At 60.3% G+C, this 23,069-nt stretch carries 18 protein-coding genes; 4 read left to right on the top strand and 14 right to left on the bottom strand.

Features of this window, described 5'->3' with window-relative positions; genetic code table 11:
- Positions 1-46: 46 nt before the first annotated feature.
- Together EK373_RS20680 and asnB are read right to left on the bottom strand one after the other, a co-directional pair.
- On the bottom strand, positions 47-2,161 hold the full coding sequence (locus tag EK373_RS20680) for a GNAT family N-acetyltransferase (RefSeq protein ID WP_129645581.1): 2,115 nt from the start codon (positions 2,159-2,161) through the stop codon (positions 47-49).
- Positions 2,162-2,171: 10 nt separating this feature from the next.
- Positions 2,172-4,154: an asparagine synthase (glutamine-hydrolyzing) gene (asnB, locus tag EK373_RS20675; RefSeq protein ID WP_129645580.1), complete on the bottom strand. Its 1,983-nt coding sequence runs from the start codon at positions 4,152-4,154 to the stop codon at positions 2,172-2,174.
- Between the two features lie 214 nt (positions 4,155-4,368).
- Between asnB and EK373_RS20670 the strand changes: the two genes are divergently transcribed.
- Positions 4,369-5,280 carry a glycosyltransferase gene (locus EK373_RS20670; RefSeq protein ID WP_129645579.1) on the top strand — a complete coding sequence of 304 codons (912 nt, stop codon included), beginning with the start codon at positions 4,369-4,371 and terminating at the stop codon, positions 5,278-5,280.
- Position 5,281: 1 nt separating this feature from the next.
- Here the strand turns inward: EK373_RS20670 and EK373_RS20665 are convergent, their stop codons facing one another.
- From EK373_RS20665 to EK373_RS20645, 5 genes are all read right to left on the bottom strand, one after another.
- Positions 5,282-5,818, bottom strand: coding sequence for a GNAT family N-acetyltransferase (locus tag EK373_RS20665; protein WP_129645578.1), 537 nt, complete (start codon positions 5,816-5,818; stop codon positions 5,282-5,284).
- Between the two features lie 92 nt (positions 5,819-5,910).
- Positions 5,911-7,434, bottom strand: coding sequence for an oligosaccharide flippase family protein (locus EK373_RS20660; RefSeq protein WP_198683476.1), 1,524 nt, complete (start codon positions 7,432-7,434; stop codon positions 5,911-5,913).
- A gap of 9 nt (positions 7,435-7,443) precedes the next feature.
- Positions 7,444-8,781, bottom strand: coding sequence for a hypothetical protein (locus tag EK373_RS20655; protein WP_129645576.1), 1,338 nt, complete (start codon positions 8,779-8,781; stop codon positions 7,444-7,446).
- A 361-nt stretch (positions 8,782-9,142) separates the two neighbouring features.
- A complete protein-coding gene (locus EK373_RS20650) occupies positions 9,143-10,048 on the bottom strand; it encodes a polysaccharide deacetylase family protein (RefSeq protein WP_129645575.1) in 906 nt (301 codons plus the stop codon).
- Between the two features lie 84 nt (positions 10,049-10,132).
- Positions 10,133-11,266: a sugar-transfer associated ATP-grasp domain-containing protein gene (locus EK373_RS20645; protein ID WP_129645574.1), complete on the bottom strand. Its 1,134-nt coding sequence runs from the start codon at positions 11,264-11,266 to the stop codon at positions 10,133-10,135.
- A 238-nt stretch (positions 11,267-11,504) separates the two neighbouring features.
- Between EK373_RS20645 and EK373_RS20640 the strand changes: the two genes are divergently transcribed.
- On the top strand, positions 11,505-12,632 hold the full coding sequence (locus EK373_RS20640) for a glycosyltransferase (RefSeq protein ID WP_129645573.1): 1,128 nt from the start codon (positions 11,505-11,507) through the stop codon (positions 12,630-12,632).
- Here EK373_RS20640 and EK373_RS20635 read toward each other — a convergent pair.
- Positions 12,629-13,549: a glycosyltransferase family 2 protein gene (locus EK373_RS20635; RefSeq protein WP_157994460.1), complete on the bottom strand. Its 921-nt coding sequence runs from the start codon at positions 13,547-13,549 to the stop codon at positions 12,629-12,631. The two genes, EK373_RS20640 and EK373_RS20635, sit on opposite strands and share 4 nt — an antisense overlap.
- Positions 13,550-13,647: 98 nt before the next feature.
- On the opposite strand from EK373_RS20635, the gene EK373_RS20630 reads away from it, so the two are divergent.
- Entirely contained in the window at positions 13,648-14,790 is a 1,143-nt protein-coding gene (locus EK373_RS20630) for a glycosyltransferase family 4 protein (protein ID WP_198683475.1), read from the top strand.
- Positions 14,791-14,902: 112 nt separating this feature from the next.
- The gene (locus EK373_RS20625) at positions 14,903-15,652 is read left to right on the top strand and encodes a PEP-CTERM sorting domain-containing protein (RefSeq protein ID WP_129645570.1); all 750 of its coding nucleotides are present in this window, start codon (positions 14,903-14,905) and stop codon (positions 15,650-15,652) included.
- Between the two features lie 71 nt (positions 15,653-15,723).
- On the opposite strand, the gene EK373_RS20620 is transcribed toward EK373_RS20625, so the two are convergent.
- The 6 genes from EK373_RS20620 to EK373_RS20595 form a co-directional block, all read right to left on the bottom strand.
- Positions 15,724-16,506, bottom strand: coding sequence for a hypothetical protein (locus EK373_RS20620; protein ID WP_129645569.1), 783 nt, complete (start codon positions 16,504-16,506; stop codon positions 15,724-15,726).
- 687 nt (positions 16,507-17,193) lie between these two features.
- A complete protein-coding gene (locus EK373_RS20615; RefSeq protein ID WP_157994459.1) occupies positions 17,194-18,525 on the bottom strand; it encodes an O-antigen ligase family protein in 1,332 nt (443 codons plus the stop codon).
- A gap of 93 nt (positions 18,526-18,618) precedes the next feature.
- Complete coding sequence (locus EK373_RS20610; RefSeq protein ID WP_157994458.1) at positions 18,619-19,692, bottom strand: acyltransferase family protein; 1,074 nt, start codon at positions 19,690-19,692, stop codon at positions 18,619-18,621.
- A 19-nt stretch (positions 19,693-19,711) separates the two neighbouring features.
- Entirely contained in the window at positions 19,712-20,722 is a 1,011-nt protein-coding gene (locus tag EK373_RS20605) for a polysaccharide deacetylase family protein (RefSeq protein ID WP_129645566.1), read from the bottom strand.
- Positions 20,719-21,915 (bottom strand): glycosyltransferase family 4 protein, encoded by a 1,197-nt coding sequence (locus tag EK373_RS20600; RefSeq protein ID WP_129645565.1) that lies wholly within the window; start codon positions 21,913-21,915, stop codon positions 20,719-20,721. The genes EK373_RS20605 and EK373_RS20600 overlap by 4 nt, the downstream gene beginning before the upstream one ends.
- 4 nt (positions 21,916-21,919) lie before the next feature.
- On the bottom strand, positions 21,920-23,068 hold the full coding sequence (locus EK373_RS20595; protein ID WP_198683474.1) for a glycosyltransferase family 2 protein: 1,149 nt from the start codon (positions 23,066-23,068) through the stop codon (positions 21,920-21,922).
- Position 23,069: the final 1 nt, after the last annotated feature.

Below are 23,069 nucleotides of genomic sequence, written 5' to 3'. Positions count from 1 at the left end.
TCTTTATTTGGCGTTCCGCGAGGTGCGCACGGCGAGCTGCGTGCCGTCAGCGCGCACCCTGACGCTTCATGGCGTCGTTCAGTCTGAACCCCGCCTGCAACAACGGCGCTCTTACAACATGCAGCGTGGCAGTCCTGCGGACTGCGTCCGCAATACGCGCCTTGAAGTCGTGCTGCTTGCCCCCGCCAACCAGCAGATCCAGGCATTCGATTCCTTCGCGAAACGCCTGCTCGATCAGATACCCCGTGTGAACCAGGCCTAGCGAGACGCTCGGCACTGCCTGCTCATCGAAGCCACCCTGGAGGTTGTACTCGCGCGTCCCGACGCGGACATTGTAGGCCGCTGAGACATCCATGCCATTCAGCGTCATCACGGAAAGATGCGCGCTGGCTCCCGGCGGCAGCCCGGCAAGCAGAGCCGCGTGGAATCGACGAATGCGCCCGACGAAGAAATCCTTGCCCCACCTGCAGCGATGAAGTCGATCGAGTCGCGCGGCGAACCCTTCGAAATCCTGCGGCGGCAGTGTTTCGAGCACAACCGCCCCCTGCTTTTCGAGCTTGCGCCGCTGCACGAACAGCTTTCGTCGCCGACTCGCGCTCAGTCGACTCACGTATTCATCGAAGACTCCCGACGTGTCGATACCGTAACCGGTGTAGCTATCTGCGACTCGCAAATAGCAATGCTGCATGACCTGGCTGCTTTCGACGGCCTTGCGTGTCGCGCACTCCAGCGGCAGATCGGTGAGCACCAAGTCATCCCACGAGCGATCGGCAATGAGGCTGTTGCAAAGTACGCGCGCCACTTCGGCCGCGGACGCAGTGTCGAGAACGAACTCCAGATATTCCGTGCGCATGGTAGCCGCACCACGCCAGATGTTGCCGATGAACTGCATGCGTCGCGACGCAAAGTTACGTTGGGTCGCGCGGTGCAGGTATAGCGGCGCCACGCCGACCAGTCGTCCCGACCGCTCCCGAACCGCAAGAATCCGCAGCTCCAGCCCATGTGCCCCGCCGAAGGTTTGCCACCATGTGTGCAGCCATTCCCAGCTGAGGAACAATCGATCTGCCGTCGAGCGGTTGAGCAGATCAGTCCACTCGTTCCTTGCACGGGCAAACATCGATTCATCCCACCGCTCGACGCGAAACTCATCGGCACTGCGCCCTGCTTCCAGCATGTCGCCGTCCGAATCGCCGCCCATGAGGAACCACTCACCACCGTCGCTGCGCGCGTGCGGATCGTAGTAGTTGAAAGCCGCAGCCCGATTCCGCCAGTTCACGAAGCCGTACTTGGCGAGGGAATGTTGTAGTTCGCTATCCGTGGTAGAGCATTCCAGCAAAGGTGCGGATCGACATTCCTTCAGAAAGCGAAGCACGATTGCCTGCTTCTCTGCAGCGCCCGCCCGCGGTCCGATGTAGTCGACCAGCACAGCACGACGACTGGACATCCAGAAGATTCCCATCGCGCGCAGCCGATGCTCGGCATCGCGCACGCAGATCGCCCTGTAGTCGGCCATCGGGTGCTCTGCGTATCTCCAATTAACATACGTCCAGTCGCGCACCACGACGTTTTCGTAGCCCGTGCGAACAGCCTCCCAGAGCTGCTCGACCTCCTCTCCTAGCGTGCGAATGCTGGTAACGGACGCAGTAAAGCGCTGCCGGGCGGATCCGCTGGGGCGCGCTCGCAGCCAAAAGGACTGCAGATGCTGCAAACCGACCTTGATCGCAGAGCGCAGACTGCGCATGTCGTTCAGACGCGTGAAGCTCCCGACGCTCGGGCCACGCTTCCAGCCCATGCTGGCGTGCACGCGATCGGCAGTGGAGCTCAGGCCGAGGGCCATCACGGAATCAGCGCGCGTCAATAGATCCTGCTTCAGCATGTGGCCGATACCCTTGCCGCGACTGGCGGCCGAGACGATGAAGTCACAGCTCCATAGCGCACTGCTGGATGAGCCGTTCAGCTTGACCGAAATGGGAAGGGAGCCGTTGAAGCCGACGACCTGGCCGTCGTCGTCGTACGCGACGATGAGAATCCGTCGACGCTCGCCCACCTGACGATGGAATTGCCAGTCCCAGAGAGTGGATTTGAAGTCGCCCGTTCCAAGAAGCTCGATGATCGCGTGCTTCTCTGCCGGACTCACGCGCTCCACGCATTCGATGCGCATTCCAGCTCGACTAGCCTGCTGAGGCAACGCGCGGCGCGTCTGCAAACTCCGACGCGTCTGACTCCTGCGTACGTTGCCAGGCCTGGAACATCAGGACTCCCCAAAGGTGGAACGACCAGTCCATGTCGCCTCTGAGATGCTCCCGCCAGCGCTTTTCTATGATCGATGGATCGAAGTAGCCTCCGGCGGCGATTGCCTTCGTATCCAGCAGATCCTCGGCCCAGTCTCGCAGGTCGGTACGCAACCACTGAGGAATCGGCACGGCGAAACCGCGCTTCGGTCGATCGAACAGAGCCTCCGGCACATGGCGCGCCAGCAGCTGCCGCAGAACCCATTTGCCACGGCCATCACGCCTGTGGATCGCTGTGGGAATGCGCCACGCGGTCTCGACGACTTTCGGATCGAGTAATGGCACTCGCGTTTCCAGGCTCACAGCCATTGCCGCCCGGTCGACTTTCACGAGAATGTCATCCGGCAGATAACGGCACATGTCGGTAAACATCATGCGCTGCATGTCGTCGAGCCCGGCCGGGGTAACCACCCGCTGCGGCCAATCGGCGGCAATGCCGTTCACCGGCGGCGAGCTCCAATAGGAAATCAGCTCTTCAAAAATGTCGTCGACACTTCTGGCGCGCCAGAACCGGGCATTCGTCCGCAATCTGCTCGGAAGTGCCCGCTTTTTCCGCCACGACGGCACCACGGTCGCCAGCCCTTGCAGGATAGCGTCGAGCGACTCCTCGGACAGGCTGTCGATCGCGCCGGCAGCCGCGGCCCTCACGCTGCGAGGCATCGCTTGCACGGACTTCCAGCGTGCGAGTGCATGACTGAATCTGTCGTAACCGGCGAACAGCTCGTCGCCGCCGTCACCCGACAACGAAACGGTCACGGATTGCCGTGCGAGCTGGGACACCAGGAACGTTGGTAGCTGAGATGAATCTGCGAATGGCTCGTCATAGATCTCGGTGATCCGCGGCACGGTCTGCAGAATGTCTCGGGGCGTCAGTATCAGTTCTGTGTGTTGTGTGCCCAGATGAGTGGCGATCTCCCGCGCGAAGGGAGCCTCGTTGAACTGTTCTTCCTCGAAGCCGATCGTGAAGGTGCGGGTGGGCAGCGCGCTGCACTTCTGCATGTTCGCCACGATGAGCGAGGAATCGATCCCTCCGGACAAGAACGCTCCGACGGGCACGTCGGCAACCAGTTGCTTCTCCACAGCGAGACGGATCGCCCGCTCTGTTTCGTCGATCGCTTCTTCGGCGGTGAGCAGGCGATGGCTCACCGCCTCGGCGACTGCGGACTTCGCGTCCCAATAGAACGATTCGTGCAGAGAGAGCCGCTCGCCACTCAAGGTCACCTTGAGCATGCAACCGGGAGCAAGCTTCCGGGCTGTGTCGTAGATCGTGTGCGGCGCCGGGATGTAATTGTGCTTAAGCAGTAGCGCCAGCCCACGCCGATCGATCTGTCCACGCCATGCGGGATGAGCACGCAACGCCTTCAACTCCGAACCGAACAGCAAGACGTTACCGCAGACTGCGTAGTACACAGGCTTTTCGCCCAGCCGATCGCGAGCCAGCGTCAGCGCGCGCTCCTTACGATCCCACAGCGCGATGGCAAACATCCCTGTCGCGCGCCTGATGGCCGATTCCGGCCCCCAGGCGTCGATGGCGCCGAGCATCACCTCGGTATCCGAATGGCCCTTGAAGCTCTGGCCAAGCGCGATCAGCTCCGCACGCAGCTCGCCGAAGTTGTATATCTCGCCGTTGTAACTGATGACATAGCGGCCCGACGCCGACACCATGGGCTGATGGCCGAGCGCCGACAGGTCGAGAATCGACAGGCGGCGATGAGCGAGGCCGATGCCGGCGTCCGGATCGGTCCAAACACCTGCGTCGTCCGGTCCCCGGTGCGCGATACGGGCGGCCATCTGCCGCAGAGCGGCCAGCTCCGCCTCATTACGAAATCCGCTGGCTCTGAGAACACCCGCAATACCGCACATAGGCCTTCAATCGTACTGGGTTGGAGGAGCTCTGGGACATCCGCCCAATGGGCTGGCTGCCCAGTTTCCCGTAAGCTAGGAGTGTAGCAATGCTGGGCCCTCAGGGTCGCGGGTGCTTCACACTTTAAACCCCCGGAGTGTGACATCCCCCCTTAGATCCAGACCCGGCTCCCCATAATATGCGCCGCCACGGCCTGAGAACATCATCCCCCCAATGACCTCCGCCAATCACCCCGAAGCGCCTCGCAGCCCCCGTGTCAGCGTCATCACCCCGACGTACAACCGCGAGAAGTTTCTCGGTCTGGCGATCCAGACTGTGCTCGGTCAGAGCTATGCCGACCTCGAACACATCGTCATCGACGATGGCTCGACGGATAACACGAGCTCTGTCATCGACCGGTTCAAAGCCGATTCACGACTGTGCTTCGCGCAGCAAAAAAACAGCGGCCAAGCGGTTGCACGCAACGTCGGACTGCGCATGGCGCGCGGCGAGTTCATCTGCTTCCTCGACAGCGATAACCTGTGGAAACTGGACAAGCTGGCGCGGCAAATCCAGCTGATGGATGCCAACCCGAACGTCGATATCGTGTACGGCGATCTCGACACGATCGATGAAGACGGCAATGTCGACCCGAACGCGCCGCAGATGAAACGCCATTCGGGCCGCATCACCAAACAGCTGCTGCTCGACAATTTCGTCTCATTCAACACCGCCATGGTTCGCCGACGTTGCTTCGACGAAATGGGTGGACTCAACGAAGCGGTGCGGGCCGGTGACGACTACGATTTGTGGCTGCGCTTTTCGGCGCGCTACGAGTTCCTGTACGTGCCCGAGATCTTCGCCCAGTACCGCGTCATGCGCGATCAGATCTCCTCCGACAAGGAAAAGCGTTTCGCATCGAACAAGGCGACCATCGAGCGCTTCTTCGCGGCGAATCCGGGGCTGATCTCCGCGGATCAGCAGCGCTACGTGTGGTCCCGCTTCTACGTACGTCGCGGTCGTCAGCGCGCCAGCGTCGGTCGACGCAAGGAAGGCCTGGCCGACATTCTCACAGCGATCAAACTCAAACCGGGTTCACGCGTGTCGTGGCGCGCCCTGGTCCGCGTCGGATTGCTAGGCGGCTGATCTACGTATGGACCCGGGTCCAGCGCAGGCCTAGCGCGCAATAACGGTCCTCGATCGCAGCAGTCTTGAAGCCCAGCGATTCATTCATGCGAATGGAAGCCACGCGATCGCTGCGAATCTGATTTGCAACGCACTTGAACCCCTGCTCGTGCATCTGCTGCATGGAGTAGTGCTTCAGCGCCCCCGCGATCCCTTTGCCCCGCGCTTCGGGCACGAGGAACGTCGAGACAGATTCATAACCTCGTACGCCGCTCAGCCCCGGAATCTTCCGGATCGAGCTGCGCGCCAGGTCCAGACACCACGAGGCGCCGAGAATGGCGCCGTTCGAATCCTGAGCCAGGTACGCAGGAATGCGCGATCGAAAGCGCTGGTGGATGAGTTGACTCACCTGTGCATCTGTCATGGCCCAGCGCAGTTCTTCTGGATAGGCCGCAACCACCTGGGCAAGATCTTCTTGCGCGAGCAGCCTGAGTGTCACGCCTTGCGCGACTCCCGGCGCGATCGCCTTGGCCATGTATGCGTCAAGATCCAGGGTCATGACTATCCACGTTTGCCGAGAGTAGATGCGCCATGCCAGCCGACTTCCAACGAAGCGAGTGCGACGGGCCAATGGGCTCACAGACACAGGAACTACCGCGCCGGCGTCTTGCTGCCCCGAAAGGCTCGGAAAACTCCCATGAGTTTCACCCGATCCGATTCAGTCAGTGCGAAGACGTAGAAGGCGACGACGAACACCAGCCCCCCGAGCACGGCTCTCTCGATCAGGCCTATCCATTTCTCGTGCAGCTCGGCGTGCTGGGCCAGATAAATTGCTAACGTCATCGCCCCGACCGCCAGCAGCGTAGGCTGCAGTACCTCGCGCAGGTATCTGATGCGAGAAACCCCCAGATTCTTGAACACGGCAGCCCAGATCACAGGCGCTGTCAGCGCGGTGGCGATGACCGAGCCGAGCGCGACACCCACCACCCCCATGAAGTGCACGAGCACGAGACTAGTCGTGATGTTGAGGATCGCACGCACGATCGTGATCCTTGCCAGGATGCCATGCCGATTGATTGCCGTGAGATAGCGGCTCTCGAGCGGGATCAGATAGCTGAGCGAGACGTACGCCACCAGACACCACAATACGACCTGGCCACGCTCGGCGTATTCCGGCCCCATCCACAAACGAATGAACTCTCCGCCGAGCAACACGACTCCGCCGCCGAGCAAGCCGAGCACGCCGACGATCAGTCGCGAGGAAATCATGAAGACATCCACCATGCGATCTTTTTTCCCAGCCGAGTGCAACTCGGCAAAGGCCGGCATCATGACGTGACTCAAGACCTGCACCAGTTCGCGAATCCGGCTCGAGAGCGCCTGGGGAATGGAATAAAACACGACAGCTTGCGGACCGATGATAGCGCCGATCACGAGCACGTCGGCTTTGGTCTCGATACGAGATGCGATGCCCTGGACAAAGGATTTGAAACCGAATCGATACATCTCCTTGGCCAGATCCCAGCTGAAACGCGCGGGCGACAGACGATTACTGCCGTAAGTCGGCGTGGCCAGAACCCAGAGGAAAATTATCAGCTTCGACACCGCCTGCACCACGTTCGCCCAGCACAACAGCACTAGCGGATCGTAGTGCGGCAGCATGTAGTACAGCGCGACCGCGGACGCGATCGTGTGAAAGATGATCACGTTGTTCTTGAGGCTGTACTGTAACTGCCCTTCGAAGGTGCTCTCCATCGAGTAACGTGGACACGCCAGCAGCACCTGCAGCGCGAACAGTTGCAACACCACCGCGTATCTTGCGGGTGATCCTCCTTCCGGCGCGAGCCTCTCGGGTGCGATGAACGACCAGCCGAGCAGGATCGCAGCGATTACCACGCCGACCATGCTCATCAATACGAAGGACGTGGTGAACAATGCCTCCGACTTCTGCGGCTCCTTGCCGCCACGGAAGAATGCCGTGAAGCGCGAGATCGTCGGGCGCAATCCCATGTCGATGAGACCGAAGTAGCCCACCAGCGAAAGAATCATCTCCGAGATGCCGTAGTCGTAATTGCCCAACTCACGGACATACACCGGCGTCATCACAAAGGTGATGATGACGCCCACGGCAAACTTGAACAGATTGGACGCCGTGCTCGAAAAGAGGTTCTTCAACAAGACTGTCTACCGGACCGCGCGTCCGCTCCTGATACCGGATTCGCCGCCGACGGCGCTCTTGAGAACCGCAGTCATCTTCAACGCAAGCCTCGTGACCTTGGACATGTGCCACGCCAGGGCCGGCCATGGATCGTCGCTGGCCCACAATGCACCCACGTGACGGCGGCGCACGTTCGTACGCAGCCCCTTACTCCAGGCAAACCGCCGGCTCAGCCAGCCGAGCAGTTCCATCGACAGATCGCGCCACAGCGCCGGCCGCATGCGCATGGGAACCACCAGAGTGCCGAGTCCCGCAGCCTGCAGATACCCGATCAGAAGTACATTGACTCCCGATGCTTCCGTCACGGCAATGATGTTTTCGGGCCGGAAATTGACCTCGATATAGTACAGCTCGCCGGAAAGGGCGTGACGTTTGAACTCGACTCCGAGCACCCCTTCGACGCCCAATGCCTCGAACGCGGCCGTTGCAAGGCCGCGCAATTCGGCATTCTCGAACGCCTCACCGCGACACATGAGCCCGGCCGGATATTGGCAAAGCTTTCGTCCAGTAACGATGGACGTGACCTTCCCTGCCGCGTTGCAGGTTCCGAGCGCGAACAGCAACGAATCATCCGGCCCCGGGATGAACTCCTGCGCCAGGACCCACGACTTGCCTTCGGACGCAAGGCCGTGCAATCGCGACCGCATCTCCTCCGGCGTCTGAGCAATGATGATCTTGTCCGCAAATCCGCCGCGCGAAGCGATTTCGACGGGGCGGCAGATCACCGGAAAGGTCAGCGTAGTACAAAGATGTTCGAGATCCTGGAGGTTTCTGATGCCGCCACCTCGAGGAACGCGGATGCCCGCCGCCTCGACGCGCGCGCACTGTTCGGTTTTCGCATTCAGCACTTCAGCCCGATGCGGATCGCTAACCGGCGTGACGCAATCGGCGATCGAGCTCCAGATCCTCGCGGTCAAGGTGATATCGAGATCACCGCCATAGAACAGGATCGGTCGTGAGCCCGACGCCTGCGCAATCTCGCGGATCGCACGGACCACATCTCGGTCGCCGCCTCGCCTCAGATCGAAAACGCCAGTCGCGTATTTCGACACCTTCGCAATGAATGCAGGCTCGCCGCGCACGACGATGCAATACACGGGAATACCGGAACGGCCCAGCGCGCGAAGCTGCGCCAGCATATTGGGATTCGGTCGGCCCAGTACGATCGCCGGACGCAACGGCCCAGCAACGACGCTTGCCAGCGGCACCCGAGGCAATACTCGACCCCGACTTTCGGTGCCGAGAATGCGAAAGCCTGCTTCCAGGAAAGTCTTCGTAATGCTCGAGCTTGCGCTCAATGACACGACAACTGCGTCGGCACCCCGTTGAGCTAGGGGCGCGCAGATCTTTCGCCGAACATCCGCGGCGTCCAAGGGATTCGAGCCACTAGTGGCGAGCTGCGCAATGGTGAAAGCCTGCGCTGCGTCTGCGATGTCCGGAAGTCCACGCTCCGCGGAACGCGGTATTGCGCGCCAAAAGAGCGCACCGGCAGGGTCGCAGTGCGAAGGCGCCAATGACGTTGCGGAATCATCCTGGTCGGAGCGCACGACCCATTCCACGCTGTTGGGCACCGCCGCCAGAAAATCCGGGCGCGATTTGGATTGACAAGGATCGTCCGCTGTCTGCGAACTGCGATCCGTCAGATACGCGAGCACGACACGGACGTCAGACAAGGCGCCACCAATGGGCCCCAAGCCCGCCATGCTGATTCCAGACCCCAGGGTGACGACGACGCATACGAACGCGCTGCAGCTCTTGATGGCACCAGCCTAGAGCGGCCGCCCGCCACGATCGGCTATAGAGCTCGATACGGGACACGAACCAGTCCAGCGGCCGATTCTCGATGTGCAGACGGCGCACGACCCGAGTCGGCGACGTTCCCCATTCGTTCGCGCCTCGCAACGTGGAGTGCTGCACCTGGAAACCCAACTCCCGGGCAGCCTTCTGCATTGCCCCGGTGAACTCGCCTCGCGGCCAACACAACTGATCCGCTACTACACCAAGCTCCGACTGCAGCCTGTCTCGCGAGCGCAAAAGGTCGCTCGCCACGGAATCCAGGGATCCTCTCGATGCGCTTACTCCGGCCCACCATCCGCCGTGCGAATGAGAGTGCGACTGCAGCTCGACCAAACCGGTGTCCTGGGCCGCGCGCAACTCGCTCCAGCGCATGACGACATCGTCACGCTGGCTCTCGCTAGCCGACCTCTTCATGCATTCGGCATGGCCGAAGCCAGGCCAGTTGTCAGGATTGAGGTCCAGGCGGGGCTGACCTGCTCCCGGCCAGGAGGTCACCACAAAAAAAACGGCTGGCGCAGCAAACTCCCGCAAGACCGGCAGCGCGTAAACCCAGTTGTCGAGCCAACCATCGTCGAACGTCAACACGACTGCGCGACCGGCAGGCCGCCACTCGCCCGTGCAGAAGCGCCTGAACTGGGTGCCGGTCAGGATCTGAATCTGCTCCTTGCGCAACCACGCCAGCTGCTCCCGAAGACGGTCCGGATGCACACAGTGCCCGCCATCGAGCGGCGACACGTGGTGGTACATCAGGGTGGGAACCGTGGGGGTCGACATAGGAGATCGAGAGCTCCGGAACAGTCCGGCATTTTGCCCGAATTGCTCAGCGTCAGCCCGAGAGAAAAGTCACAGTGGCTTCCCTTAAACCCCCTGGGAATCGCTACCGTAATCCTTGCGGATGGTTTCCACTGCCGAACGCATACAGGGGTGCATCATCGGATCCCAACGGAAATTCGCCTCGACCACCATTGGTCCTTCGGGCGTGATGGCCACATCCCACCCCAGGGTCCGCAGCGGCAGGAATTTGCGTGCCCCTCGCGTCAGCAGAGCACGGACGGCATCCCACTCAGGGACCTGAAAATCCTTGATCGCCGGCCCGAGTTTGGGGTGATCCTCGGGCCTGATCCAGCACATCACCCTGCCCCCGTGCGCAAACGTCATCGCGTCCATCGGACGGCCGCTGTCCGGATGCAGCTGAAGAGCGAAATTGCCTGTCCGTCCCCAATCGATGTTATCGATGATTGCGGCTCCCGAGATCAGGCGGATGGAAGCCGCGATGAAGTGCACTTCGCCGTGGCGATCGACATAAGTGACCACGCGCGAACTCTGCAGCGCCTCTGAGCCCGTCAAGGCGCGCAGCACAGGGTGACTGGTGACGCGATCCTGTACCACGAACGCGTTGAACTGAGCGTCCGCCAGGACCGCTGTCGCCAGCTCCTGGCCGTTGCGCCAGTTCTTGCCGCTGGAGCTGGAGAATGAACCATCTCCATTACGATTGATCGCCCAGACCGACTGTCCGTGCACGCCACGCGTTGGTTTGATGATGACGCGCTCGGGCACCTGCGTTTCCAGAAACTTGCCGATGTCCGCAGTGCTCAAGAGCGCGGTGCCATCCTTCGCCCAGCTTTGCCGTCCACGAAACAGAATCGCGTGGACCGTGGGTACGCGAATGTCCGCTTCTTCGCAAAAGCGATAGAAGATCCCTTTGTCTTCGGTGGTGTAGTACCAATGACGAGGATTCACTTCCTCCTGCAACTTGATGAGCTCACGCTTGCTGACGAACTTGCGCGCCTCACCGAGAGGCAGCTTGGGATCGAGAACGCCGTTGACGAGCGCTTCGCCCGGATCAAACCGGCCCTCATTGAAGGCCCAGAGCACGCGGCGCAGGGCATTGGGAAACGAAATTCCGTAGCTCGAAGCTACCGAGCTGGCGACGCTCAGAAACGATCCTGCTTTGGTTGCTCGCTTGAGCTGGGCAGTGATGATCCGGGACATGGTCTTTGGTAATTATGTAAGGCCGCAATCCTAAACTGCGTCAGCCGGGAATACCATTATTAACCAAGCAGCCCTGGTTATCACTCAGCGGCTCATCTAACTGCGGACCACCTCTTGGAAATCGCGGCCCCGCGGCCACCGCTCACCTCTGCGCCACGGTCCTCGTAATAGGGCCGCTGCGACTGCTCATGTGTGTTTAGAATGCCCACCCTTCTGACCCGGGCATCCTGGAATATCGGTGCGTGTACTCCATCTGATTGATAGCGGCGGGATGTATGGAGCGGAAAATGTCCTGCTGAACCTGCTCGTCGGACTGAAGAAGGCGGGACATACGCCTCTTCTAGGAAGCATTCGCCTGCCTGGTGAGCCCAAGAAACAGATAGAGGTCGCGGTGGAATCGCTGGGCATCGAGGTATGGCCCGTTACGGCTCGAAGAGGCTTTGACCGAAGTGCGGCAAGGTTGCTTGCGAAACGTGCCCGCACGGAGCAGGTGTCGGTCATCCATTGCCATGGCTACAAGGCCAACATTCTCACTGCCCTTTTTGCTCGATCCGTGTTCCGGGGCGCGATCGTCACCACGCTGCACGGCTGGACTGCGACCCGCATCTCACAGCCCCGATGGTGGTACGGACTACTGGACAGACAGCTGCTGCGCTTTTTTGACGCAATCGCAGCGGTCCAGCCCGGCATGCTGCTGGACACTCGGATCCCTCTCGGTGTCCGGCGCAGGCTGGTGCAGATCGACAACGGAATAGATACCTCTCCCAACGAGCCATCAGCACCGCCAGCAGACCTGCTGACCTTCTGCCAGCAAGGCGAAACCATCGGCGTCGTCGGCCGGCTGTCTGCCGAAAAAGGGGTCGACGTGCTGCTGGACGCGTTCGCGCTGCTGGCCACGAACCGCACTGCCCCCAGAGTCGCCATCATCGGAGACGGCCCTCTGCGGAGCGCTCTCGAAAGTAAAGCCGACGCTCTAGGCATCAGAAGTCGCGTCTGCTTCGCTGGATTCGTGAGTGCAGCAACCGCTGTTCTTCCTGCCCTCAAGTGCCTGGCGATTCCTTCTCATACGGAAGGATTGCCCATGGTTCTCCTGGAGGCCATGAGAGCTCAGGTTCCCATCGTTGCGACCCGGGTGGGAGGCATTCCGACGGCCTTGCAGGATGGCGCGTGCGGCTATCTCGTTGCACCCAACGATCCCCGGCAACTCTCCGAGGCGTTGCTCAGCGCACTGGACAATGATTCCGAAACGTCCAGCCGAGTCGTGGCCGCATTCAAGCGACTGCACGAGCGCTATAGCGCACAGGCGATGGTGGATCGATACCTGAATCTATACTCGACCGCGAGAAAGCAGCGCGAGCAGCGCTAGATTTGCACGCCTCGGCGAAAGACCCGCCTCTTGATCACCTTCCACAGCGGTGGACGATGCGAGTCGATATGTTTGATGAGACGCATCGTCTGCGGAAGCGGCTTTCGACGCTCGCGGAACGCCCGGCCCAATCCGCCGATCCCGTGCAGGCAGCCTTTGAACCAGTACCGCAGGTAACCATCGCGCACCGCATAAACAAACAACGCGCCATTCTCGCGGACCAAGCGCCGCAGACCGTAGAACAGCGGAAAATTGCGCGCTACGAGCCAGAAGACATTCCTCGTGTCATAGTAGTATCTGCGCCAGCTCACGCGGGCCTCGGTGGCGGGTTCATGGAACACCACGACCGCGGGGTCATACTCGACGCGGAAGGACTGATTGAGCAGCCTGAAGGCCATGTCAGGCCCTTCATGACTGATGAAGAAGCTCTCGGGATAGAAGCCGGTCTGCTCCAGCGCTCTGCGGGAAAACGCAACCGCACCCTCGGAAATCTCGTTGGTCACGAAACTACGTTGCCAGCAGCTGTCGACATCGTAGTGATGGCACCAGTTCATCGGCTTCTGACTGATAGGATCGGCGACACGAAAATTGACGGCTCCAAGACTCGGGTCGCGGAATCTCTCGAGCAGATGATCGAGAGTGCCATCCGTCAGTCCAAAGACATCGTCGTCCAGGCAAATGATGATCTCGCCGCTAGCAATTTCGAATGCCCTGTTGCGCGCAACCGCTCCCAGATTCTCCTGCGTTCGGATGAAGCGCAGCCGGCCGTCCGCCACGTCGCAAGCTTCGGCAGCTGGAACGTTGGAGCAGTTGTCGACGACGAGAATCTCTCCCACCAGCGGACCGAGAGCACAGACCTCGCGCACACGCTGCCTGATGTGGTCGGGCCGATTGAATGTGAGCAATACGATCGTCACCGGCGCGTGCCGATTGGGTGCTTCTGTGTGATTTGAACCAGCGCCCGACTGAGGCATCATTTCTCCACATTCTCATTGGTCATTAGATGGATACCCAATTGTCTTCCGCGAGACGCACGCTATTGCTAGTGGTCCGATGGCCGGTCGGCGGCATTCGAACCTACTTGAAATATACATACAAATACCTGGACCCTGCCGAGATCGCACTCACGATCGTAGCCCCGGACCTGGCCGAGACCGACCAGCTTGCGAAAGATCTGGCGCAGTATCAACCCAAAGTGGTCCGCACCAGTTCGAATCCAAGCGCCCGGGAACTGTCTGCCGCGGTCCTGGCGGCGACCAAAGCCTGTGCATTCACAGTCATCCACTCGCACGGGCTGACTGCTGGGCTGGCCGCCGTACCGGCCAGCAAACTGCGGCGAATAACGCACGTCTGCACTCTGCACGACGTTTTTCGCGACGACCAGTTCCGGGGGCGCAAAGGCGCATTGAAGCGGCTCGCCATACGATGGGGCCTGCAGCGAATCGACGTACTGCACGCCGTGGGACGTGATGCGGGTCACAATCTGCTCGAGTTCGCACCCGCGCTACGCGCCAAGCCGGCAAAAACGAAAGTCATTGCCAACGGCATCGATCTCGAACAAATCGATCGCTTTCCACACGCCCGAGATGTCCGGGCAGAGATTCAATGCGGGCCCGACACCGTGCTGATCGGGTTCTTCGGACGATTCATGTTCCAGAAAGGATTTCGCTACCTGGTTCAGGCCGTAGGCAAGCTGGCCGCCGATAGTACAACTCGCAAGCAGTTGATGATCGTGGCAGTCGGGTCTGGAGGCTTCATTCGCGAGGAACAGGAATGGCTTCGGCAAATGTCATTCGATCGCTTCGTCCGCTTCCTGCCATTCGAACCCAGTATCGTGCCAACGATGCGAGGGGTGGACGTGATTGCGATTCCATCTGTCTGGGAAGCTGCGCCGCTACTGCCGATGGAGGCTCTGGTCGTAGGCAAGCCGATCATCGGTACGAGTTGCATCGGCTTGAAGGAAGTGCTCGAAGGCACGCCATCGCTCGTTGCACCACCGATGGATGCAGCAGCGTTCGCGACGCGCATTGTCGACTTCCTTGACAATTCCGTCTCTCTAGCTGAACACGCGGAGCGATATGTGCCTCAGGCACGCGCTCGATTCGACGTCAGCACGGCGGCAAGGGAAATGCGAGCGATGCTGTTCGACGGCAAGTAGTTCTGCTGCTGACATTGCCCCCGCTCCATATCGGATGGTGTTGCATTGACCGCGCGATTCCACCAGTATCTTTCAGCACTGTGACCCGTTGAATTGAGACTCGAGGATTGCCATGGATCGCGCAAAACATTACGCCATTCGGCTCGCTACGCTGGCGCTTCTCGCCGGCTCGTTTCAACCCGCCAACGCGCTACTCGTTACTGTCGACCCCGACGACTTTGCGTCCGGCACGGACATGTCTCACGTTTCGCCTCATGTATCCATAACAACGACAGCTGGCGCCTCGGTTTTCTCATCCGCACTTGCAGGTGACACACAATCGCTGCCGCCTGGAGTTGTTTCGTCGGGCCCCTTCGGCAAGAACGTGTTCTCTCGGCAACCTGACCAGAACTCCGAATGGTCTGCGTGGCCGGACATCAACGACGCCAACGTCGACACTTTTGATCCAGCAGAATGGGCCAAGGAAACGTCCGGACTGTTGCTTTCGTTTGCACAGCCTGCAACCTACGTCAGCCTGCTTGGGCTGGAACTCTTCGATGACGCTGGCTGGGGGAGCGGCGACGATCCGCTTCGCTGGTGGCTATACGACAGTACCGGCGCCTTGATCCATACCGGCTACGAGGACACCTTCCCGGCTGATGGTTCGGTCGGCACCCATCCGGATCTTGGGTTCGACTATTCGTATTGGCTACTCGAGTACTCCCATCCCGATATTGCGTACGTGGTGATCGGCGGGGAAAGCGAACCTACCACCTTGGATCGCCTGGCATTCAAGACCGACATTCCTGAACCCGGTACGTTGGGACTCGCCTTGCTCGGACTTGTCGGGTTGGGCGTCAGTACGCGCCGGCGTAGAACTTGACCGCAATCCAGATAAGAAAAAGGGGGGCTTGGCCCCCCTTCTTCGTTTCCGATCGATTTATCCGCAGTTGATTACTCGACTCGCACGTTTGTCGGCGGCGAGGGCAAAGTGACCTTGGAATTCAGCGGAATGCCCTGTGAGTTCATGCGACCTTCGGCGTCCGTCACGTAGACATACCACGTGCTCGCGCTGCCGACGCCTGCCTGCGGCACCTTCGCAACGATCTTGCCATCAGACCAGGAGGTCACCGGCAGAATCGAGATTGTCTTCGCCTGTGCGTAGGTCGCCGCATCTGCAACCTCAACGCGCGCTACAGCACCTTTGCCCGTAGCAATATAGATATCGTCATGGACGGGTTTGATGCGGGAATCGGTAATTCCAGTACGGATCCAGCCCGGAATGTTGATCACGCTGAACTTGCTGGAGATACCGCCGCCCTGGAAAATCTTCTCGACACCGAATTCTTTGGTGTCCAGGCCCTTCTCCTGGCTGACAGTCTGGAAGAACCCCGTGCTGGAGCTGCTGGTCGGAAGGCTCGAGCCGCCTCGAACCCACACAGACACGCGCATCCACGAGTTCCACGACCACCAATCATTTCCAAGAGACAGGAAATTGTAGTCATTGCCCGCAACCTGGAAACTTCCGCGCCCAGTGTGTGTAGGGAAACACATGTCGAAACCGTCGCTGTTGTAAGCGTCCGAGCCGTCCATCAGCCAGGTGAACTTCCAGGAGCTGTCGCTCGAGAACATCTTCGGTCCGGTCACGTCCCGGCCCGGGAAAAAACCGCCGTCCGGAATGCGTACCCAGAACGAATAGAACACCTCAGTCTGGTCGCCGCCCAGGCTCGCAGTCATCTTTCGCATCGAACCGGACGAACCGTTGTAGACGAGCGCGCCCGACCTTCCTGTCCGGGCGTCCGAGGTGTAGATGACGCTACCCGGATCGCTCCACGAACCCACGGGAGCGGAGCTGCTCAGTGACTGTCCTGCAGTGCCTCGCTCGAAGTCATCAAACAATACGATCTTGGGTCCGGTACTGCCGAAGCCACTGCCATTGACCGTTATTTCCGAACCGCCAGACAACGCCCCTTGCGTCGAACTGATAGCCGGAGCCGCAAGTGCCGCGTGTCCAGCACCTGCCATAACTACCGCTGCAACAAACCGTGGAAATACCTGGGTCATCTAATTCGCTCCAATCGCTATCGAGAAGGCGTCACACGAGGCAGAGGCCCGGTACACCCGCACAATGTTATTCCCGGCAAAAAAAACAGTGGGTTTGCCCCCTGACCGGAGAGTGAGGTGCGCTCCACCTGACGAAGCAGAAGCTACCAGCCAACGTGACGCCCCTCCAACCAGCCACTATCGCAACCTAACCTAAGACTGAACCGTAAGGTCTATCGACAGTGCGGACGGGAGCGTACAGATGCCTATATCCGAGAACAATTGTAGGCGGCTCGCGACACCTGGCGAGTCTGCAAATGCAGACTACGTCACACTTTACTTACTTTCCCGGCGCCAGTCCGCTGGAGCCGCAACGTTACGTCAACGAAACCGTGCAGCGACCTTGCGCGCGGGAACATTGGAAGGTCTCGCGGGCGACGTGTTTGCTGCCGCCGCTGCCGTGCACTGCGCGGCGACGCGTGCGGCGGCCACGCAAATTCCGCCCATCAAGTACCAGTGCCACTCTCGAACGCCGTAGTACGCAAGGCTGATGAACAGGCACATCAGAGCCCAGACCTGTACTGCATCGGAAAGAGCAACCAGATAGTCACGCTGCGAGGGATCCACTCCTGTTGCTTCCGCAACGCCGACTCTCAGTTGACGCACTGATCTGAGCGCGGCGGAAATGAAGCCCAAATAGAGCAACAGTCCTGGTATGCCGGTTTCTATGATTAATTCGGTGTAGAGATTGTGTGCGACCTGATATCCGCCTGAGCGATGAAACTTCGCCTCACCCGATGTCCCCAGGCCATGACCGAACAGCGGGTGCTTCATTGCCAATCCAAGCTCGCCGACGACTCCATCGACTCGCCCCTGCGCAGTAGCGCCGCCGCGGGTATCGCTCGACCAGAGGGATCGATAGCGATCTCTCTGCAGGTCCGTCATGTTCGCGACAGCCACGACGCTGACGATACCGATGATCGCCAGTAGCAGGGCCTTTCGCTGCGACTTCAACAGGATCAAACCTACCGTGACGATCAGCGCCAGAAAGCCGCTCCGAGAGGCGCTGAGAAGCAGCGCGTACAACGAGGCGAGCAGGACGCCGAGCGCCAGCAACTTGCTGATGAGACCCGCCTTGCGATTACCCAGCCACAGGTAATAGACGAAGGGAACCGTGCAGACGATGATGAACCCCAGTCCGTTGGGATTGACTACGTCATGAGGGCCGCCCCCCAGTCGATCCATGAACTCGCCCGAGCCAATGTACGTCTCTGACCCCCAGTAACCGGTCGTGACGTGCAGAAACAGCGGTTCGAGCACACGGAAGATCTGAGTGCCTACGAACACGGCCACGAACAGCTTCAGTCGATCGAATGAATCGACGATCAAGGCCGTGAAGAAGAAAAACACGACAACGCGAATCCATTCCTCGAAATTCTCCCTCAGCACGCTTCCCGGCCAGACCACGAACGGCAAGGTGATTACCACCCACGCAGCGAAGTGCAACAACTTGCGCGTCGCATCCATGGAGAGCCGGCCGGCCAACTCGTCCTTCTTCATGAGCAGCGCTATGGTCAGTCCGGCAACCAGAACCAACGTCGGACGGAGCGCGCCGATTCCCGGCACACGGTTCGACAAGCGCAGGAAATGCGTAATGACGAAGAACAGGTAGAAATAGAACAGGGCGTTGGTCGCCAGGGGAACGACCGCCAACGGGACTGCGGTAGAAACTGCAGACCGCTTTTGCGCACTGTGAAGGGCCATGGCTTTACCGTCGATTGCGCCGCGTCCCGGCACTCGATTTCATCAACGCCACCGGGACGCAGGCCGCTCGATGAAGCGACTGGATGCAGCAGCCAGCATCAACACGATGACCGTCGAAACGGCCCACAGCGTCGCTGGCCCGGACGCTACCTTCTTCGCTGCGCCAATAGCGAGGCTATGATAGAGGAAGACGCCGTACGAGATGCCCGCGAGCCAACCGATGACCTTGTTTTCCAGAACTCGCAGTGGACCGAAGCGAGCCGCCACTATTATTGCGAAGATGGCGACCATGGCCAGCAATGCCTCGACCGTATATCCGACAGAATAGTGCCAAGGCTTCCAATCGTTGGACACCTTGATCAGTGCGATTGCAGCGGTTGCGACCAGGATTGCGGCCCAAGGCAACTTTCTGAGCAGTTCCAGGCGCAATTGCAGGCGGAACACCGCAAAAGCCGCCAGCGCGCCCACCAATATCGAATCCAAGCGGCAGTCGAGCGCGTTATAGACCCAGCTCGGGGTTCGGTCGAACACGACGTAGTAAGCGAACGAACGCCACAGAATCACGACGCCGATGATCGCGAGCAGATAGCGTTCCGGATGTTTTCTCAGCACCAGCCAAGCGCAGATGGGCGGCCAGATCAGATAGAACTGTTCGAGTACCGCCAAGGTCCACACATGGGCGATGAGCAGATCCGGGTGGCCGTGAATCGCGTTGTAGTAGTTGACGGTGTACGTGGCGGCAAAATAGATGAGCCCGTCAGGCCAGGGATTGCCGAAGAACCAATCAGCGCTGAAAGCAAGTATCAGAAACGCAAGATACTGGGGCGCGATGCGGAAGAATCTGCGTCGATAGAACTTCCGAACGTCGATGGTATTGGTTCGCTCGTGCTCGCGCAGCAGAAGTATCGTCACCAGAAAGCCCGAGAGCGCCATGAGGATGGGCACTCCGAAGCCTGCTACGTGCTTGTATCCAAGATGGCTGAGCACGATCAGGTAGACCGCTGCGAACCGCAGCGCGTCCAAACCAGGCAAATGGTCGAATGCAAAGACTCGAACATCCCCGACGCCCTGCTCCGCTACTTTCGAAGCGGCCAAATCCACCGCAGTTGAAGACATCAATCTTGCCCGTGTGTGATCAAGCGTGGCCTCGCGCCAATAATTCCACCCCGTGAACTGCCTGCAGGAATTTTCTCCGCCATGCCCCGACCGGATAACGGCGCAGTTCGTGCAGATCATCCGTCACGCGCTTGTCGAAAAACGCCACCGGCGCGCCGCAGAAACCCGCCGCTCGCACGGTCGCCTTTACCTGCTCATTGATGTCGTCAGGCGTACCGTTCGGGTAGCAGAAAGTCGAGATCGGATGACCAAGTTCCTGTTCGATGCGTCGCTTGCTGCCGGCAATCTCCTCTTCCAGCCGCTCGGGCGGAATCCGGCTTAGCGCGGGATGGGTGCGCGTGTGTGCGCCGATTTCGATGCCTGCACTGTCCACCTCGCGGATCTGCTGCCATGAGAGCGGTTTGTATTCATCCGTCGGGCTCGCCGGCAACACGACGCCGCACTGCCTGAGCACATCTGCGTGCAACTCACGCATGCGCGCATCCGGCAGCGACAGCGATGTGGAAACCAGCCGTGACCAGCCGGCCTTTTTCGAATCCGCATTGCTGAGGTCGATCTCCACCGTCTGACCTTGCACCTGAATGCTCACGTGCTTCTTAGCGCAGTGATCAAGCGCGTACTCGAGCACGTCGGGCCATAACCATAGGCTACCGTCGACGAAATCGGTGGTGACGAACACTGTTGCGGGAACACCGTGCTTGCGCAGCACAGGAAAGGCGTAGCGGTGAAAATCCTCGTAACCGTCGTCTACGGTGATAACCACGGACTTCGGACCCGGCCCCTGCGGGGAATTGAGCTCCTTGACGAGCTGACTCAGCGTGACCGGGCGAAAGTGCCGCGCGATCTCGCGCACCTGGTACTCGAACTCGTCGACGGCCAGTCCCTTACCCGATCCGTCCGGCGAAAAGCGGTGATACATGAGAATGCGCGGAGAACGCTGTGTCAGCTGTCGAGCGATCGCGTAACCGCCGAGATGACCGATCGCGCCTGCCAACTTACTCTTGGCCTTCCAGAGTACGGTCGCGCTCATGGTGTGCTGTGTCCCTGCTTCGGAAGACTGGAAGGCACTGATGGCAGCCCCATCGCCAACGCGCTGCGGTCGAGCAGGTGCGTGTACAGGGCCTCGTGCGCCCTGACCATTCGGGAAGGATCGAACCGGAACGAGGCTTCCGAGCGTGCCAGCTCCCCCATTTGCCGCAACCGTACTCGGTCAGCGAACAGCTCCGCCAGACGACGCGCAAGGTGCACATCGTCACCGACTTCAAAGAAGTAACCGGTTCGGCCTTCTTCGATCAATTCGCTGTTGCCACCGACGGGTGTACACAGCACCGGCTTGCCTGCGAGCATGTATTCGATCACCGAGTTCGACAGCCCTTCGGTTTCGGAACACAGCGCCGCCACATCGCAGGCAGCCAGCAGGGGCATCGGATCGTCCACTGGCCCCACGAAATGCACTCGCTGCGCCACGCCCAGCGCCATCGCGAGCTCTTCGATCTCGGCCTGGTGAGAACTGCCGCTGACGCCCGCGCGATCCGCACCGGCGATAACGAGATGGGGCGCCGGGCTCAGCCGGGCAAGATGAGCGATGGCTTTGACCGCCGTTTCGATACGCTTGAGCGGCCTTAGATTGGCGACGATGCCGACCAGCGGCGCCGCCTCCTCAATCCCGAACTTCGATCGCACGTCACTCGGCGCCGTGACTTCCGTCGAGCGCGTGACCCCATTGTGGATGACTGTCGTACGTGCGGCAGGTATGCGCTCCTGCTCGATCGTCGTGCTGCGCACTGCTTCGGCGTTGCAGACGACCGCAGCGACGAAACGACCGCTGAATCGCAACAGCTTCAGCAGCGACGGCGTATACCAGAAGCCGAGATCGCGCCGAGCAACAGCCACCCGGATTCCGGACAAGGACAATGGAAACGGAAACAACGCCGCAGCGTCATTGAAAAATATCTGAGCGACGCCGACTCCCTTGCGCCGGTAACTCAACGCACACCGCAGAGCTTTCCACCACGATCCAGGGGCCTTGAGCTGCTGCACATCCAACACTTCTACCGGCACGCCGCTGAGGCAACTGCTGATGCGATCCGGCCCACGCAGCAACACGACGTGAGGCTCAAACTTTGTGCGATCGAGGGAATTCAACAACAGGACGATCTGCGATTCCGTGCCGGCGTTGGCGCCGGAAAAGGAATCAAGAATGAAGAGGACGGGCGTGCGCATGCGCTCAGCCCGTCCTCGGCTTCCACAACACTTGCTTCTCGCCCTTCAGGAATCGCCAGAAGGCAAGGCCGCTGGCCATATTGACCAGAACGAAATAGCTCGGCAACGCACCGATGCGCTGGAGAAACTGACTATTCGGTACCAGTACGCCCAATATCACGGTGCCGTACGCGAGCACCTGCCCGATCACCGCGAGCTTGTAGATATCGCCGTACGACCACAGCAGGATGCTGGTCACGGCAACGAGGAGCATGGGCAGAAAGATCAGATAGCGCAGGACCTTGTGCGACCAGAGCTGGAATGCGAACAGCGCGTACGGCGCCGGCAGCAGCAGCTTGCGCGAATCCCATAGGGCCCAGAAACTGCGCAAAGCCACGCGAACGCGCATGCGGAACTCGTCCGTGGCTCGATTCAGCGTGTTCTCTTTCAGCAATGCCCCCGGCTCGTACACTACGCGCGCCCCGCTGGCGATGACACGCAACGGCAGGACGAAGTCGGGAAGCTGATCCGCTCGCATCGGCTGATACAACGACCGGCGAACTGCATCCACGCCGCCGTCGACGCCTACGACGCTGCCCACCTTCGTCTCCAGCGACCGCAACGTGTTCTCATATCGCATGTAAGCGCTGCAACCGTCGCCGACCACCGAGCCGTCGGGATCGGTGTAGATCATCTTGCCTGTGACGTACCCGACCTCCGGGTCGGCAAAGTTCGCGACGATCCTGCGAAGCGCCGCCTTGTCGTACATGGAGTTCGCGTCGGAGAACGCCACGATGTCTCCCGTGGCTTGCGCAAGCGCGAGATTCAGCCCCGCGGTCTTGCCCTGCCGCGGCTCCTGGCGGATGAGCTTCACGCCCTGCGAAGCGAAACCCTTCACCAGATCATCCGTACCGTCTGTGGATCCGTCCGACACCACGATGATATCGAGCAGCTCTCTCGGATAGTCGAGATCGAGCTTGTTCTGAATGGTCTGGGCAATGTGCGCCGCCTCGTTGAACGCAGCGATCACGATCGTGACTCTCGGCGTGTGCTCGGCGCTGCGCACGGGGCGACGATAGATGGTGCTGATGAGCGCCAACGCGATCGGGTATCCGACGTAGACGTACAGGATCCAGGCAAACGCGCACCAGAAAATGATCATTGCGGCCGTCATG

Source organism: Peristeroidobacter agariperforans (assembly GCF_004138335.1).
Taxonomy (GTDB): Bacteria; Pseudomonadota; Gammaproteobacteria; order Steroidobacterales; family Steroidobacteraceae; genus Steroidobacter; species Steroidobacter agariperforans.
The sequence above is the reverse complement of the archived record's forward strand: the minus strand, read 5'-3'. Positions and strand labels throughout refer to the sequence as shown.